This window comes from Terasakiispira papahanaumokuakeensis (assembly GCF_001709345.1).
GTDB lineage: Bacteria > Pseudomonadota > Gammaproteobacteria > Pseudomonadales > Halomonadaceae > Terasakiispira > Terasakiispira papahanaumokuakeensis.
In genome coordinates this window covers 637,948-654,498 of record NZ_MDTQ01000001.1, presented here as the reverse complement: position 1 = coordinate 654,498, position 16,551 = coordinate 637,948, and the positions used below count along the sequence as shown (strand labels likewise).

Sequence of the window (16,551 nt, the reverse complement as noted above, 5' to 3'; positions counted from 1 at the left end):
AGGCGTGCGTATCCAAGACGATTAAAAGCCACGGCGCTGACATCCATTGGCGCCTACATTTTTAGGTTAAGGCCTTATACACCATGAGTTCGCCTTTACCGACCGGGACAAGGGCTTCACTGGTGTCAGTCCTGGCCTGAACCCATTCGCGAAAAGGGGCCAACTGCTGCTGATGTGATATGGCATTATCACATACCAATAAGCCACCCGGCTTCAAACGCGCCCAAACCGCATCGGCCATGGCCAAATATTGACCTCGATCTGCATCCAAAAACACCAGATCAAATAGGCCTTGAAGTTGATGCAACTGTTCTAACGCATCGCCCTCTAGCAACTCAATACGCTCAGATAAGCCGACCTGCTCAAAATGAGCTCTAGCTTCTTGCGCCTTTCGCGAAGAATGTTCGATTGTGGTCACTCGCCCATGATCAGGCAGGGCTGAGACTAGCCACAAAGTGGAATACCCATTTGAAGTGCCAACTTCCAAGATAGTTTGGGCTTGAATTGACTTAACCAGCACCGATAAAAAAGCCCCGGTATCTCGAGTAATATTCAAATACTTCTCACTATGCTGAGTCTGTTGTGCATCATTCTGCTCACCCAAGACTTCCAATTGAGTTAAAAGCGCATCCAGTGCTCCCATCAACAATCCCCCTCAGCTTAAGTATTAAATAAGACACGGCCATTCATATCGCGTTTCATTCGTAATCATTGAGAACCCATGATGATAAGCACCACACGATGAAGTTAGCGCCAACATCACGCTAAATATTGACACAGACAAAGAGTATCCATAGTTTCTTTCTTTATCATGATAATACTTACCATCACACCAAGGGCGACATAAACCGGATACATTTCTATTAATACATCGTGTATCGATTATAAAAAAGGAGGCATGATTCAGATGCCGCAACGACTGATGGGGCCTGACTCATGATGCAGTCACTTAGAAGCCGCATGCTGGTATTGATTATCTTGATTACCTTACCCGGTTATGCGGCCATCACGTTGAGTATGATTCATAGCCGCGGCCTTGTACTACATGATCTAAAACAACGTGCCTTAACGGTCACCCACTCCGTTGCCCGACAACAAGATTTAATTTTGGAGCAGACCGCACGCTATCTCACCAAGCTCGCAGGCCTTCCTCCCATACAAACCCCAGACTCGCCTCGTTGCAGTGAATTCTTAAAAAAAATCTTACATCTCAATCCACTTTACATTAATGTCGGCGTTCCGCTGAAAAATGGCGATCTTAAGTGTAACGCATTGCCTTTATCCAAAGCGGTCAATGTTAAAGATCGGCCCTATTTTCAAACAGCGATTAATGAAAAGCGCCTATCAATCGGACAGTTTCAGATAGATAGAGCCGCTCAAATTACCAGCATCAATTTTGCCTACCCCGTGATCGATCCAGCCAGCCAGAACGTCAAAGGTGCCGTGGTTGCGGTGATTTCGCTGTCCTGGTGGTCGAACTACTTAAAACAAAGCCCTTTACCCCGCCATAGTCTTGCCATGATCAGCGATCAGGACGGCACGATTGTCGCGACTTATCCAGAAACACCTGAGCTGTTGGGACAAACAACAAACACCATCACCCACATAACACCGGTAACCCATGACGCTGATCACCAGCACCACAGCTACATCGTTCGGGATTCTGACGGGATACGGCGTATTTTTTATCATGAACCGATGATTCAAACCCCCAATGGCACACACTTCAATCTAACCATTGGGATTGGCGCGGAAGAAGCTTTAAGCGGCATTGAAGACTACTTCTATGTCTCATTAGCCTCATTTTCTTTACTCATGGGATTCCTGGCCTACCTCGCCAACAATTTTCTTAGACGAAGCGTGATCACGCCCATCAAGCGGCTCATTACGGCAACCCAGCAGCTTAGAGAAGGCATCTTCGAAAGCAGTCAGCAGTACAATGACGTCGCAGAAGTGGATCAACTACAGCAACAGTTCGAAAAAATGGCACAGCGGCGCTTGGAAGTCGAACGAGCAATCTGGCGTCAAGCGAATACCGATGCCCTCACAGGAATCGCCAATCGACACCTGTTTCTCCATCATGGTGAGCGCGCCATCCAGCAAACAACAGTGAACGCACCATATGTTGTCTTACTGTTTATCGATCTCGATAACTTCAAGGAAGTGAACGACTCCATCGGCCATGATGCTGGAGATCAACTATTAAAAGCAGTCGCCGAACGCTTAAACAAAGCATCAGAAGATCAGCTTTCAGCCTTGGTGGCTCGCCAAGGTGGAGACGAGTTCGCCATCATTCTGTCAGGATTAGCAGAAGTCGATTTTATTTCTGATTTGAGCTATCACATACTCAATGCACTATCACGCCCAATCCAACTCAGTGAGCACCGATTGTTTATTACGGCCAGTATTGGTGTGGCCATTTATCCTGATGACGCGACCAACTTTGAAGACCTGATGAAATCATCAGATCAGGCCATGTTCTCGTCCAAACAAAATGGGAAAAGCAAGGTCACACGTTTCACCTCAGCGATGAAATCAGATTTCTTACTGCGTACCGAGCTTTCTCGCGACATGCATTCGGCGTTAGATCAACAACAGTTTCAACTTTTTTACCAGCCCATCGTTGACCAGCAAGGACAGATTGTAAAAGCCGAGGCCTTAATACGCTGGCGTCACCCCCGTCTTGGTTTTATCAGTCCAGCAGAGTTTATTCCCATCGCTGAACGTTCAGGCCTGATCATTAATATAGGAGAATGGGTCTTTAAAGAAGCCTGCCAACACTTGCAGCAACTCAAACAATACTTTCACCCTGACTTTCAAATCAGCGTCAATATGTCGCCAGTACAACTGGCCGAACAAAGCTCTATTTTTCAAGATTGGCATAGCGCTTTGGACAAAAAGGGGCTTAAAGGGCGAGACTTGGTGGTAGAAATCACAGAAGGCGTCATGATGACCTCAAGTGATGAAATCAAACAGCGTCTGTTATCCTGCCGAGAACTCGGCATCGAATTAGCCTTGGATGACTTCGGTACAGGTTATTCATCACTGGCTTATATTCGCCAGTTCGAAATTGACTATCTAAAAATTGATCGCAGCTTTGTTGATAACCTTGAAAAAGATGGCAATGCCCAGCTGATTTGCGAGGCTATGATCTCAATCGCCCATAAACTTAAAATTCAAGTCGTGGCCGAAGGCGTTGAAGAACCGGGGCAAGCTCAACTGCTCAAAAGAATGGGCTGTGATTACTTTCAAGGTTATATGATCTCAAAACCCATCCCGATTCAAGATTTACTCCACATGCCCAACCAGTTGACCATGATATAATGCGATAAAATAAAAGAACGACTTATGCGCTGGTGAAGTCATTGAGGCACCCAGCGTTCATCATCAAAATCTGGGGCTGTCGCACTTTGTCGGCGATAGCGCCCATCCGTATAAACCCCCATACCCAAACCACAAGCAGCACTAGTCCCTTGCTGTTCAACGAGCACGACCTCATCCTTAAACCGGAAGGTCACTCGACACTTCCCATAGTCCTCCATCTCATAAACGCCCTGCTGATCTTTCAATGTAAAGCGCCCTTCCATTAACCCGGAATTATAAGAGGGGCCACCACGGAACGCTTCTAATCGGAAGATGACGTCGTCGCCCTGCTGATCAAGTCGCAACTGTCCTCCAGCATAATCCTGACCCGACCAGCTCCATGTCCCCGTCACCGCTTTATCATGAATAGAAGCGCAAGCCATCACCCCCCAACATAAAATGACCACAAGACCCAATCGGCCACCGAGTGACGCTGTCATCACCGTTAACTCCCACCATCATCGGATGGTCAACTTTTGAATCACTGATCAGCGCTGCAGCGCAGTTTTCGTGTCGTGTCGCGGACCGCTTAAGCAAAATGTAGGTGACCCAGCCCATATTTTTTCAAGCGACGATAAACCGTCGGCCGAGAAATTTGCAGCTGCCTCGCCACTTGGCTGATATTACCGCCACAACGCGCCATCGTTTGCTTCAGCAACTCCCCCTCATCAGGAAGCCTCTCGGAGCACGATGACCGATCCGCACCCAAACGTCTGTCGGCTAAAATAGGGGGTCCATCCAACAAATGAGGGACACCGAGCACTCCCGCTGCAGAACTCACCTTAGCAGGCGCTGCATGCCCGCCCAAACGACAAGCCTCGGGCAAATCAGAGGCCGTCACTTCATCGCCCTCAACCATCGCCTCAGCAAATGCCAAAGCGTGGATCAATTGGCGAATATTACCTGGCCATTCATAGGCTAATAAAACACTCATTGCATCGGCTCGAAGATGCAAAGAGGTCCGACCTCGCATCTCGCACACTTGATGTAAGGCACTTTGAATGACATAGGCCTTATCCGATCGCTGTCGTAAGGGCGGGAGTAACAGTTCAGCGCCATTTAAACGATAATATAAATCCGCTCTAAATCGCCCTTCACGGATCGCTGACTCAAGATCACAGTGGGTGGCAGCAATGACACGGCATTTCACATAGTGTGGACGACGAGCCCCCAGAGGCGTCACTTCGCCTTCAGCAAGAAAGCGCAGCAAACGTGTTTGTAAAGACAAGGGCATATCACCGATTTCATCCAAAAAAAGCGTGCCCCCATCGGCCTGCTGAATCAATCCAACCGCCCCTTTGGAACGGGCGCCAGTAAACGCTCCGGCCTCATAGCCAAACAGCTCGCTTTCAATCAATGTTTCTGGAATCGCAGCACAGTTCACCGCAACAAAAGGAGCCTCGGGCACAGCCCCGGACTGATGAATACGACGTGCCAACAGCTCTTTGCCGGTGCCGGTCTCACCTAAAATAAGTAAGTTGACCGGACGACGGCAGAGGCGTCGTGCCAATGTCAACGTTCTGCGCATAGCAGGATCATCGCCAGCTAACGAATCAAGTAGAGGTAGCGGCGCCTCTCTCACGGGATCAGGCTCAGCCGCTTCAGGAGAGACTTTGGCTAACACCTCAGCCTGAGATCGCGGTGACGGAGGCATAATCATACGAGCAAAAAGAAGCTGACCATCCACTGTACTCAAGGCTCGAATATCCAATGGTGAATGCCCCATAAGTCGGAGCATTTCAGACCATGAGCAGTCCAACAGGCGCGCTAGCGACCCTTCATTGGCCGTGTTTTCTTCGATGTAACCTCCAGCCACGGCCACGCCACCCATGCGTTGACACAATGCCCGAGCAGACGTATTCGCGGCCAAAATCCGGCCCTCAGAATCCAGTGCCCATAGATATTGACCGGCAACCTGGACTAATTCGCGGGATTCTCCAGCCTGAACAATAATGTGATGTTGATAACGGCGCCAAAAGTAAGCGTTCTCTATTAAGCGAGCATAAAGCTGGGTCAAATGTAGCGCAAAATTTTGGCTACGCCGATCACTGGGTGCACCCAGTGCCGAAATATCCAAAACAGCCATCAATTGGCCAAAAGGATCAAAAATAGGCGCTGCAGTACACGTTAAATGAATATGTGAGCCATCAAAGTGATCATGATGGTGGCAAGTCAAAGCCCTTTGCTCATGCAGACATGTCCCGACCGCACAAGTCCCGGCATGGGCTTCACGCCAATCCGCTCCTAAGTAAAGGCCAGCTTGGTGCAACTGTGCATAACGAGACGAGTCCCCCTGAAAGGCCACGGTCACACCCTGGGCATCGCTCAGCAATACCACATACCCTAACCCCGCAACCTCTTGGTAGAGCTGTGTCACCCCGGCTCGTGCGACATTCAATAACTCATCGGCAGCATCCTGATGAACACGCAATACATCTGACGTCACAATTCGCGCGGGCCGCGGTCGACCGGGATCTAACCCATAGTCATTGACACAGCGAGCCCAAGACTGATGAACGACACTCGATGATGGATCCGCTCCAGCACTCATCACATGCTGTATCACCCGATCCGCATGCTGCTGCAAGGATCTTGTTTGAGCCTTCATACGCGACTCCCCAAGCAATATTGTTATCGTGCTAATCGTTTGCGCTGATATTGGGTCAATCACTGCAGTCTACCCGAGACAACGAAACCCTGGCATTCGTCCTTGGGTTTAACTTGCCCAGCGGATTCATCTTTCTAGACCTTCTCGCGTCCCTCCTCCTCTGATCTACACATGCCCCTCTTAAACAACATGGCCTCATGCTCACCTTGAAAGAAACGCCTCCAAAGTGATCAGGGCCGTTACAGGTGTAACGTTCAACACTTGTAACGCTGGTGTAAAAAACCTGTATCGCTATGTCGAATCAACGTCCACCAAAAAAATAAAAATAATAAAAAACAATAAGTTAAAAACATGGCATAAAGTCTGCTAAGACATCATAGCCGCCCAAGGGAGGCGTTGAGGGAAACACTGAGTAACCCATCGACATAACAACAAATAAATTGATCTGGAGACTCATAATGACGGTAGACACCCATCAACCGACATTCCATTCAGCAGCGTCGACACAGGCACAGCAATGGCTGACTGAGTTTGAAAACGCGCTGATCAACCAAGATTTAAATAGAGCCAGTCAATGCTTTGAAACCGATGGTTTTTGGCGTGACCTGGTGGCCTTCACATGGAATATCAAAACACTGGAAGGTGTCGCAGAAATTCGCGATATGTTAGGCGCTTGCCTATCGAATATCAGTCCCAGTCATTGGCGTCTGGAAGAAGAAGCCAGTGAGCAGGATGGCGTGATTGAGGCTTGGTTCACGTTTGAAACCACTCAGGCATTCGGCCGTGGCCATTTACGGCTGAGAGCGGGTAAAGCCTGGACCTTACTGACCACGATGACCGCGCTAAAAGACTTTCCAGAAAAACGACAGTTTTTACGTCCCAAAGGGGCCGAACATGGGATCAATAAAACACGTAAAACCTGGCAGGAAAAACGTCAAGAAGAAATCGATACCCTCGGTCATGAAGTGCAGCCATATTGCCTGATTATTGGCGGTGGCCAGGGCGGCATTGCCCTTGGAGCTCGCTTGCGTCAGCTTGAGGTGCCGACACTGATCATTGATAAGCATGAGAGGCCTGGCGATGCTTGGCGCAAACGTTATAAGTCGCTCTGCTTACATGACCCGGTCTGGTACGACCACCTGCCCTATTTACCTTTTCCTGATCATTGGCCGATCTTCTCACCGAAAGACAAGATTGCTGACTGGCTAGAAATGTATACCCGGGTGATGGAACTGAACTATTGGGGTAACACTGAATGCACCCAAGCTTATTATGATGAACAGGCCCAGCATTGGGTGGTTGAAGTCAATCACAATGGCCAAGCGCTGACACTCAAACCCAAGCAGTTAATTCTAGCTACGGGAATGTCAGGATTACCCAATGTGCCGAAAATTCCGGGACAAGAAGACTTTAAGGGAGAGCAGCACCATTCAAGCCAACACCCTGGGGGAGAAGCTTATGCGGGTAAACGTTGCGTGGTGCTAGGAGGGAATAATTCGGCACATGATATTTGCGCGGCACTGTGGGAAAACGATGCCGACGTCACCATGATTCAACGTTCTTCAACCCACGTCATTAAGTCTGAAACCTTGATGTCCCATGTACTGGGTGGCCTCTACTCGGAAGAAGCAGTACAAAATGGGATCACCACCTATAAGGCAGATCTCACCTTCGCCTCCATCCCCTTCAAAATCATGCCGCAATTCCATATTCCGGTTTACGAGCAAGTGGCCAAGAAAGATGCCGACTTTTATGATCGACTGAAAGCGGCAGGCTTTCTACTCGATTTTGGTGACGACGGCTCGGGCATGTTCATGAAATATTTAAGGCGAGCCTCGGGCTATTATATTGACGTGGGTGCCTCTGATTTGATCGCCAACGGCGACATCAAGCTCAAAAGCGGTGTCACCATTGAGCACATCAAGCCTCATAGTGTTGTCCTCACAGATGGCACTGAGCTACCAGCAGACTTGATTGTGTATGCGACCGGCTTCGGCTCCATGAACGGCTGGGCCGCTCGTATCATTTCTCAAGAAGTTGCCGATAAAGTCGGTAAGTGTTGGGGGCTGGGCTCTGAAACCAGTAAAGACCCTGGCCCCTGGGAAGGAGAGTTAAGAAATATGTGGAAACCGACCCAACAACAAGCACTATGGTTTCATGGCGGCAATCTGCACCAGTCACGGCATTATTCGCAATATTTAGCACTCCAGCTCAAAGCCCGTTACGAGCAATTGCCAACACCGGTTTACGGAGTCGCAGAAGTCCATCACACGGCGTAAATTAATCCACTTGTGGAGACAATAGGGCTTGTACGCAAACGACAACGGCCTGTGCCAACGCACAGGCCGTTTTCTTTAAGCTCAATACCGCGATGATTTAAGACCCCCAACCAGTCACTTAAAACTAGAACGGTCACTTAAAACCAGAACCGTTATTTAAGACGAGCGCAGCAGGGGCATAAGGGGTCCGCTTTAATATTCATGGTCCGAGTCTCAGCATTGAGCGCGTCATAGGTCAGTAAACGCCCGTGAAGGGTTTGCCCCACCTGCATCAATAGCTTTAACGTCTCAACGGCCTGCAAACTGCCCACCACACCGACCAAAGGGGCTAAAACACCACTGGTGGCACAACTCATCGCCTCATCATCAACCCCCTCCGGGTACAGGCACGCATAACAAGGGGCTTCAGGCTGGCGACGATCAAATACACTGACTTGACCTGAGAAGCGAATAGCCGCTCCAGAGACCAACGGCACGCCATGCTGTACACACGCACGATTAATCGCAAAGCGACTGGAAAAGCGATCAGTACAATCGCAAACAACATCAACTGCAGTGATCAGCTCACTCAGCGTCTCACCCTGCAATTGTTCAGCATGCGTGACGATATGTGTGTCCGGGTTGAGCGCGCTAATCGCTTTGGCAACAGAGGCCACTTTAGGTTGGTTGATGCGCTCATGCGTATGCGCAATCTGTCGCTGAAGGTTACTCAAATCGACGTCATCGTGATCCGCCAAGTGTAACGCACCACCATCACCGGCACCGACACCGGCTGCGGCGAGATAAAGCGCCACCGGCGACCCCAGGCCCCCGGCACCAATCACAAGCACTCGAGCATTCAACAAGGCTTGCTGCCCAGCAATATCGACTTCGGGCAGCATAATATGGCGACTATAACGCAGCAGCGCCTCATCATTCATGGCATATCCGTCTTCTTTAAACACATATCATCATCACAACTCAGGCCATGATCATGGGTTAGGTCAACCGATGATCTTCGAACTCTGCCAGTTCAGGCACATAAATCGCACTATCCTCTTTGACTTCTTCCATCACCACGTAACTTTTGGATTCTTTAACGCCAGGCAGCGTCAGCACCACATCACCTAACAATTGGCGATAAGCACTCATTTCCGGGATACGGCACTTTAAAATGTAGTCAAACTGACCCGACACAAGATGACATTCCTGGATCTGCGGCAGCTTGGCAACCGCTCTTCGGAATTCATCAAACACGCTGGGCGACTGAGTCTCCAGGCTAATTTCAACAAAAACCAGCAAATTAGCGCGCAGATATTTGGGGTTCAAAATGGCTTTATAGCCCTTAATCACACCATTGCGCTCCAAACGCTTCACACGTTCAAGACAAGGGGTTGTCGACAGCCCCACCTGATTGGCCAAATCAACATAAGAGATTCTGGCATTCTCTTGCAGGCCCTGCAGGATTTTCAGGTCAATACGGTCTAAAGAACGCGGTTTACTATTTTTCATCGGCATCACATTTCATCTTTGCATCATTATTATTAGCGCAGGATGATATTCATCCACCGTTGCAGACAAAGAAAAGAAAATTATTCCAAAACATGTCCAGCAGTTAGTTATTTATCATGCTGAATACGTAAAGGGAAGCCGATTAGCAGTAATCGTTGGAAAATTCAACTGAATTTAAGAAATATCCATCATTAGAAACATGTTGGAAAGCAATGGCCAAAACCACGAGAAAAGGGCCACAAAGAGAGCATCGCGTGAAAGGTCTTAACGTCTCTTAGCTCACGCCACGCTCAATGATGAGCCTAGAACACAATGGTGAACCTAGAACGCAATGGTGAACCTAGAACAAGAAGACGAACCAGGCCATCACGCCCCTGAAGAACGACCCAATGTCACTCGCCACTGGCCATTGAGATCGCGCAGGCTGCGTACCTCGGTCAACCCCGCCTCAAGCATCAAAGCTTGCACAGCCTCAGCTTGATCATAACCATGTTCCATCAAGCACCAGCCGTTCGCAGATAAACGCTCATGAATCGGCGCTAATAACTGACGATACGCCTCTAAACCATCATGCCCACCGACCAACGCCGAGGCAGGCTCAAACCGCACATCACCTTGCTGTAAATGAGGGTCTTGCGGATGAATATACGGCGGGTTGCTCACGATCAGATCAAACTGGCCTTGGGGAATCTGCTGCCACCAATCTGACTGGAATACCTCAATATTTAAATCCAGAGCTTGAGCATTACGTCGCGCTAACATCACAGCTTCAGGCACCTGGTCAGATGCCCAGCATTGCCAGTGTGGTCGTTCATGGGCCAGTGCCAAGGCAATCGCGCCCGTACCAGTGCCTAAATCAATACAACGTGCGGCTGCAGGCAGCGCTAACGCTAACGCCGTTTCGACCAAGGTTTCCGTATCGGCTCGCGGAATCAACGTATTCGCAGAGACTTCAAGCCGTAACCCCCAAAACTCTTGCTGGCCTAATAAATAAGCCACCGGTTCGCCCTGACAACGACGCTCGACCAGCGCCGAAAATTGCGCCTGTTGCACTGCATCTAACTCACGCTCCGGCCAAGTCCAAAGATAAACTCGGGGTTGCGATAACACATGGGCTAAAAGTAGCTCGGCATCTAGCTGAGCGGTCTCACACCCCGCCTGCTGGCATTGCTGAATTGCCCACGCCAGCTGTGCATCCAAGCGCATCAACTCAAACCCCTTGGCTCAGCTGAGCCAACTGCTCGGCTTGATGTTCTTGCACCAGCACATCCAAGACATCATCTAATTGCCCTTGCATCACCTCATCAAGCTTGTAAAGCGTAAGGTTAATACGGTGATCAGTCACTCGCCCTTGCGGAAAATTGTAAGTCCGGATGCGTTCTGAGCGGTCGCCACTCCCCACCAGCGATCGTCTTGTATCCGAACGTGCTTGCGCATGCGCATCTTCAGCTTGCTGTTTCAGTCGCGCAGCCAGCAAGCTCATCGCTTTCGCTCGGTTTTTATGCTGTGAGCGCTCATCTTGACACTCAACCACCAGCCCCGTAGGCAAGTGTGTAATGCGAATCGCCGAGTCAGTGGTGTTGACGTGCTGCCCACCCGCACCGGAGGAACGGAAAGTGTCCACACGTAAATCAGCCGGATTGATATCCACCGCTTCAACTTCATCGGCTTCCGGCATAATCGCCACCGTACACGCAGAGGTATGAATACGCCCTTGAGATTCGGTGGCAGGTACGCGTTGCACCCGATGAGCCCCAGATTCAAACTTCAACCGTGCATAGACACCGTCTCCCGCCACCCGAGAGATAATTTCCTTATATCCCCCCATTTCACCGGGGCTGGCGCTGATAATTTCGACCCGCCAACCTTGGCTCTCGGCATAGCGGCTATACATCCGAAACAAATCGCCCGCAAATAAAGCGGCTTCATCGCCTCCGGTACCGGCACGCACTTCCAACCAGACGTTACGACCATCATTGGGGTCTTTAGGTAGCATGGCCAGCTGCAGCTCATCTTCAAGCTCAACCAAATCGTGTTCTAAGGCTTGCAGCTCTTCCCGCGCCATCTCCCGCATGTCTGGATCATCATCGTCAAGCATTACGCGTGCTGCATCCGCATCATCCTGCTTCTGTCGCCAAGCGTTATAAGCCGCCAAAACGGGCTCCAGCTCGGCATATTCACGAGATAAATCACGGAACTGATTCTGATTTCCAATCACGCCCGGATCAGACAGCAAGGCCGATAACTCTTCAAAGCGATCGGCCAACCGCTCCAGCTTGGCTTGAATAGAGGCTTTCATCAGCGGGAAAATCCTTAAGCAATCGTCAGCAACAAATCAAAATAGAGGTCATGATGGCGGTAGCGTTGAATAGGGGGCATCAACATAGGAAGGCCCTTTATAAAGATCTTCATGAAGATCGCTTCATCAAGCGCTTTCCCTCAAGAGGAAGGGGACCCATCAACATATCGGCTAATGCTTTGAAGGCTCGTCAGCTTCCAGGCCCAACACCTGACCGGCCGCCAACAGTAAATCCTGGCGATTATCCGCCGAGGCTTGACGCATGCGCACCGTCGGCTCATGCAACCATTTATTGGTCAGGCCACGAGCAAAGCGTTTAAGCACCACTTCCGGGTCTTGGCCCTGTTGAAGCTGAGATAAGGCCTGTGCGAGTTCGAGTTCGGCGATCGTTTGCGCTTGTTCGCGATAACGGCGAATCAGCTGCCCCGCATCGCGGACTCGGCGGCTGCGTATAAAGTGATTAACGCCCTCTTGAATGAGGCCTTCAGCTTGCTCAGCAGCTTCACGGCGAGCCGCCATATTCTCATTAATCACTTCTTGCAGATCATCGACGGTAAATAAAAAGACATCATCCAGCTCAGCGACTTGAGGCTCAATATCGCGCGGCACGGCGATGTCCACCATAAACATCGGCTTGTGGCGACGCACTTTCAAAGCCCGTTCCACCATACCTTTGCCGAGCAAGGGGAGATCGGCAGAAGTTGAACTGATCACAATGTCAGCCCCTTCCAACTCATGGGGGATACGCTCAAGCCCAACCGCACGGCCTTGAACCTCTTCAGCCAAAGGCTCAGCGTTTTGCACCGTACGGTTCGCAATCACCACTTCTTTGATGCCAGCCTGAAATAAATGGCGCGCCACCAGCTCAATCGTATCACCGGCCCCAATCAGCAAGGCTCGGCTATCTGATAGCTCACTAAAAATGCGTTGTGCCAAATTCACCGCGGCGTAAGCCACCGAGACAGGATGAGCGCCAATCCCCGTTTCACTGCGAACACGCTTAGCCGTCGAAAAAGTAGACTGAAATAATGCATCCAGCCCATTCCCCATAAGCTCAGTTTCACGGGCAAAATCATAAGCATCTTTGATTTGCCCTAGAATTTGGGGCTCGCCCAACACCATAGAATCAAGGCCACAAGCCACACGCATCAGGTGTCCAACGGCGCCCTCGTTGGTATAGACGTAACTATGCTCAGCCAAAGACTGAATATCCAAATGGTGAAACTGACTCATCCATTCAAGCAACGGCGCCACATCGGGTTGGCGTAATACGCCGTATAACTCGGTACGATTACACGTCGATAACACAGCCACTTCATCCACTGCGGGATGGGCACGCAACTGCTCACTGGCCTCAGAAAGCTGTGCCGGTGTAAAAGCTACCCGTTCGCGTAAATCAACAGGCGCGGTTTTATGATTAATGCCGAAGGCTATAAAACACATCGGTTCAGTCGCTGGTGCCGTCACGATATATCCGTCAGGATTAAATCAGGTCGAATTCAAAGTCGGCCATCACGCTTATCTTGTTCAGGCTCAGGTTGTCACAAGAGAAGCCAATGAATGCTGACTGATATGGCATACTCACAAGGCATACCTTAAAAATTTATCAGATGACTACTTGGTGATGGAAACCCCAATACGAAGCCTCCATACCCCAATGTCCGCCCTCTATAACGCGGTGATTTATGTAGATGCCCAAGATGTGAGCGCTCAAGCCATAGATCACGCCATCACACCTTATTATTGCACATGAGTGCGACAAGTGATGACACTAAGGCCTTGAAGCTCACCAAGGAAACGATCCAGGGAAACTCACCAAGCATGATCATAAATCCGTTACACGAAGACACGACCTCATCTATTCTGAGGCGTATCATAACACAGCGATTTAATCGAATGCTTGATCAGGTCAATTACCATGCATCTTCACCCTTGCCCAATGTCAGGATAGGATGGTGCACTCTCTTGTTATCCCCAGCGGCTTAAACGGGGTCGGATCAGTGGAACGCTAACGCATGACATTACGCTTTTATTTTGAACGAACGCTAAAGCGTTCAGTCTTGTTATCCCGCTCAGCCCAGGCTTTGACAGTGCTACCTCTTGTACTCAGTGCGACCTTACTGAGTGGTTGCAGTGGATTGTCATCCGAGTCCACACAAGCCCCCCATCCACAGTCAGCAAACGCTTCGCTCGACACCGCCACGCCAACAAGCCGCTGGCCAAGCGTTAAAGGGTTAACTGGAGAGCAGGTTTACCAACTGCTCAAGGCGGAAATAGCAGGCCAACGCCAACAATTGGATACGGCACTGACGATTTACCTCGACATGGCCAATGAGCTGCGCAACCCGCTGTTAGCAGAACGTGCCACCTGGATTGCGCAATTTGACGGCAATGCTCAAGCGGCACTGGATGCGGCCTTACTCTGGGCTGACACCGCCCCTCAGAATCCCGACGCCCAACGCACCGCAGCAGGTCTGCTATTACAAAACCGTCAGTACCTCGAAGCATTGGATCACCTCCAAGCGTTTAAAGCACTCACTGGCGAGAGTAACTACAGCCTGATCGCCCGCCATGCCATTGATGAAGCGCCGGAAACACTGGGCGACTTATATCAAGAAATACAGACGATTGAGACGACACCTTCCCCAAAGGGGTCACCGAGCGCCCCCACCGCCAGTGCTGACATCGAAACGGCGCTCGCATTGCTAGCCAACGCGCTGGGGAACACACAAGCGGCGGATCAACATCTAGACAAAGCCCTCACCCTCGAACCGAGTAATCCCCAAGCGGTCCTGCTCAAGGCGCAAAGACTGAGCGAGCAGCATCACCTGGACGAAGCTGAAGCGCTTTTAACGCGAACGGCCCAACGCCAAGCACGTGATTTACGTCTATGGCTGGAGCTCGCCCGCGTTCAGTTACTACAAAATAAACTCACCGCCGCCCAAAACACGTTTAACCACCTGCTGGATTTGCAACCCGACAATCCGCAGTTACGTTTTGCATTAGCCCAGCTCTATCTGGAGACCGGGAAAGTTGAGGCTGCACACGACCTGCTTGATGAGTTAACCCGTGATCCGCGCTTAGCCGATCAGGCACACCTGCGCCTGGGCCGTTTAGCCGAAGCTGAAGGACAACCGGACGAAGCGCTGTTACATTACCGAGCCGTTCAGGACGGTGACGCCTTGGTTGAAGCGGCCTTGAGTGCAGGTCGGCTATTACAGCAACAAGGCCGTTTAGATGAAGCGCTTGAGATGATCAAGCACGACCGTCAACAACACCCGAGCCTGAGTACCAGCTTGACTTTGGTTGGACACCAACTATTACTTGATGCTCAAACGCCCGAGGCCGCCTTAAAGTGGCTCAATCAAGCCCTTGCTCATGACAACCCAAATGATACCGCTCCGCCAGAACTGCGCTATGCACGCGCGATGACCTGGTATCGGCTAGGGAATATTCCAGCAATGGAAGCTGATTTACGCGCACTGCTCGAAGACGATCCGAATAATGCGCTCTACCTGAACGCATTAGGTTACACCCTCGTTGACGAAACCCAACGCACCAGTGAAGGCTTGATGTTAATACGCAAGGCCCATGCGCTAGACGAGGATGCCCCAGAAATTATCGACTCCCTCGGTTGGGCGCTCTTCAAGCTGGGGCAGCCCGAAGAGGCCAGAGAGCACCTGGAACGGGCTTACCAACTGATGCCAGAAGAGGAAATCGGAACTCATCTCGCAGAGGTGTTATGGGCGCTGGGTGAGCACGACCAAGCTCATCAACTGATTCGCCAAATGAAGCAACAGTTGTCAAAAACACCGCTACTGGACAAGCTGTTGCAACGACGCCCCGAAATGGTGCCCTCAAGCCTGGAACCCTCGGAGACAGAATGAGCTTTATGACCTATCATTTTCCAACCTATCAAAAGATAGCCCTCCTGGTGCTGGCTATCTTTGTGAGCGGCTGCGCCACAGGACCACAGCTGACGACTCAAGACCCAGATGCGCCGCCAGCCGCCCATTTATGGCAATGGCGCGCTCAGGGTAAAATGGCGTTTCGTGATGCCAACCAGAGTCAAAGCGCAAACCTGGACTGGCAACAGCAAGGCGCACGCTACGAACTGCTGCTCACAGGCCCACTAGGCCAAGGGGCCACGCGACTATCAGGCCGCCCTTTCAATGTGACGCTCACCCTTTCGGATGGTCAACAAATTCAAGCGGCCAGCCCAGAACAACTGCTACGCAGAGGACTACAGTGGCCCTTACCAATCTCTAACCTGGTGTACTGGATTCGCGGCTTGCCCGCTCCTGGCCCATATCAATCCATCGGCGACCACCAACTGAGTCAAGATGGCTGGCATATCACGTTTTCTCGCTATGTTGAAAAAGGCAATTTGCGCCTGCCTTCACGCCTTAAAGTTGAGCGCCAACAATGGCGGCTTATCCTGGTCATCAATCAATGGCAAACCGGGGCGAATGCTACCGACTTAGCGCCTTGATGATCACGGCCCCTTGATC

At 50.6% G+C, this 16,551-nt stretch carries 12 protein-coding genes; 4 read left to right on the top strand and 8 right to left on the bottom strand.

Annotated elements, in window-relative coordinates; genetic code table 11:
* Window positions 1-61: 61 nt before the first annotated feature.
* The gene (locus BFW38_RS02910; RefSeq protein WP_068997042.1) at window positions 62-643 is read right to left on the bottom strand and encodes an O-methyltransferase; all 582 of its coding nucleotides are present in this window, start codon (window positions 641-643) and stop codon (window positions 62-64) included.
* 293 nt (window positions 644-936) lie between these two features.
* Between BFW38_RS02910 and BFW38_RS02905 the strand changes: the two genes are divergently transcribed.
* A complete protein-coding gene (locus BFW38_RS02905) occupies window positions 937-3,324 on the top strand; it encodes a bifunctional diguanylate cyclase/phosphodiesterase (protein WP_084004416.1) in 2,388 nt (795 codons plus the stop codon).
* Window positions 3,325-3,362: 38 nt separating this feature from the next.
* Here BFW38_RS02905 and BFW38_RS02900 read toward each other — a convergent pair whose 3' ends face one another.
* Window positions 3,363-3,803, bottom strand: coding sequence for a hypothetical protein (locus tag BFW38_RS02900; protein ID WP_068997037.1), 441 nt, complete (start codon window positions 3,801-3,803; stop codon window positions 3,363-3,365).
* An 89-nt stretch (window positions 3,804-3,892) separates the two neighbouring features.
* Window positions 3,893-5,971 carry a sigma-54-dependent Fis family transcriptional regulator gene (locus BFW38_RS02895; RefSeq protein ID WP_068997035.1) on the bottom strand — a complete coding sequence of 693 codons (2,079 nt, stop codon included), beginning with the start codon at window positions 5,969-5,971 and terminating at the stop codon, window positions 3,893-3,895.
* A 458-nt stretch (window positions 5,972-6,429) separates the two neighbouring features.
* Here BFW38_RS02895 and BFW38_RS02890 point away from each other — a divergent pair, with 458 nt between their 5' ends.
* A complete protein-coding gene (locus tag BFW38_RS02890) occupies window positions 6,430-8,250 on the top strand; it encodes an NAD(P)/FAD-dependent oxidoreductase (RefSeq protein WP_068997034.1) in 1,821 nt (606 codons plus the stop codon).
* A 152-nt stretch (window positions 8,251-8,402) separates the two neighbouring features.
* Here the strand turns inward: BFW38_RS02890 and BFW38_RS02885 are convergent, their stop codons facing one another.
* The 5 genes from BFW38_RS02885 to hemA all read right to left on the bottom strand — a co-directional run bounded on the left by BFW38_RS02885 (window position 8,403) and on the right by hemA (window position 13,507).
* Window positions 8,403-9,194: a HesA/MoeB/ThiF family protein gene (locus BFW38_RS02885; protein WP_342668835.1), complete on the bottom strand. Its 792-nt coding sequence runs from the start codon at window positions 9,192-9,194 to the stop codon at window positions 8,403-8,405.
* A gap of 34 nt (window positions 9,195-9,228) precedes the next feature.
* Window positions 9,229-9,741, bottom strand: a complete 513-nt coding sequence (gene lrp / locus BFW38_RS02880) for a leucine-responsive transcriptional regulator Lrp (RefSeq protein WP_069000159.1) — start codon at window positions 9,739-9,741, stop codon at window positions 9,229-9,231.
* Window positions 9,742-10,107: 366 nt separating this feature from the next.
* Window positions 10,108-10,947: a peptide chain release factor N(5)-glutamine methyltransferase gene (gene prmC / locus BFW38_RS02875; RefSeq protein ID WP_068997032.1), complete on the bottom strand. Its 840-nt coding sequence runs from the start codon at window positions 10,945-10,947 to the stop codon at window positions 10,108-10,110.
* Window positions 10,948-10,951: 4 nt separating this feature from the next.
* Window positions 10,952-12,040: a peptide chain release factor 1 gene (gene prfA / locus BFW38_RS02870; RefSeq protein WP_068997029.1), complete on the bottom strand. Its 1,089-nt coding sequence runs from the start codon at window positions 12,038-12,040 to the stop codon at window positions 10,952-10,954.
* Between the two features lie 171 nt (window positions 12,041-12,211).
* Complete coding sequence (gene hemA, locus BFW38_RS02865) at window positions 12,212-13,507, bottom strand: glutamyl-tRNA reductase (protein ID WP_245686051.1); 1,296 nt, start codon at window positions 13,505-13,507, stop codon at window positions 12,212-12,214.
* Between the two features lie 548 nt (window positions 13,508-14,055).
* Between hemA and BFW38_RS02860 the strand changes: the two genes are divergently transcribed.
* Window positions 14,056-15,927, top strand: coding sequence for a tetratricopeptide repeat protein (locus tag BFW38_RS02860; protein ID WP_068997025.1), 1,872 nt, complete (start codon window positions 14,056-14,058; stop codon window positions 15,925-15,927).
* Entirely contained in the window at window positions 15,924-16,532 is a 609-nt protein-coding gene (gene lolB, locus BFW38_RS02855; protein ID WP_068997024.1) for a lipoprotein insertase outer membrane protein LolB, read from the top strand. Before BFW38_RS02860 ends, lolB begins: the two co-directional genes overlap by 4 nt.
* Window positions 16,533-16,551 lie beyond the last annotated feature (19 nt).

Bases quoted from the DNA above. Each gene is read 5' to 3' on its own strand.
- prmC (WP_068997032.1), bottom strand. From the start codon at position 10,947: ATGCGCTTGGATGCACAGCTGGCGTGGGCAATTCAGCAATGCCAGCAG.
- prfA (WP_068997029.1), bottom strand. From the start codon at position 12,040: ATGAAAGCCTCTATTCAAGCCAAGCTGGAGCGGTTGGCCGATCGCTTT.
- BFW38_RS02905 (WP_084004416.1), top strand. From the start codon at position 937: ATGATGCAGTCACTTAGAAGCCGCATGCTGGTATTGATTATCTTGATT.
- BFW38_RS02890 (WP_068997034.1), top strand. From the start codon at position 6,430: ATGACGGTAGACACCCATCAACCGACATTCCATTCAGCAGCGTCGACA.
- lolB (WP_068997024.1), top strand. From the start codon at position 15,924: ATGAGCTTTATGACCTATCATTTTCCAACCTATCAAAAGATAGCCCTC.
- lrp (WP_069000159.1), bottom strand. From the start codon at position 9,741: ATGAAAAATAGTAAACCGCGTTCTTTAGACCGTATTGACCTGAAAATC.
- BFW38_RS02895 (WP_068997035.1), bottom strand. From the start codon at position 5,971: ATGAAGGCTCAAACAAGATCCTTGCAGCAGCATGCGGATCGGGTGATA.
- BFW38_RS02860 (WP_068997025.1), top strand. From the start codon at position 14,056: ATGACATTACGCTTTTATTTTGAACGAACGCTAAAGCGTTCAGTCTTG.
- BFW38_RS02900 (WP_068997037.1), bottom strand. From the start codon at position 3,803: ATGACAGCGTCACTCGGTGGCCGATTGGGTCTTGTGGTCATTTTATGT.
- BFW38_RS02910 (WP_068997042.1), bottom strand. From the start codon at position 643: ATGGGAGCACTGGATGCGCTTTTAACTCAATTGGAAGTCTTGGGTGAG.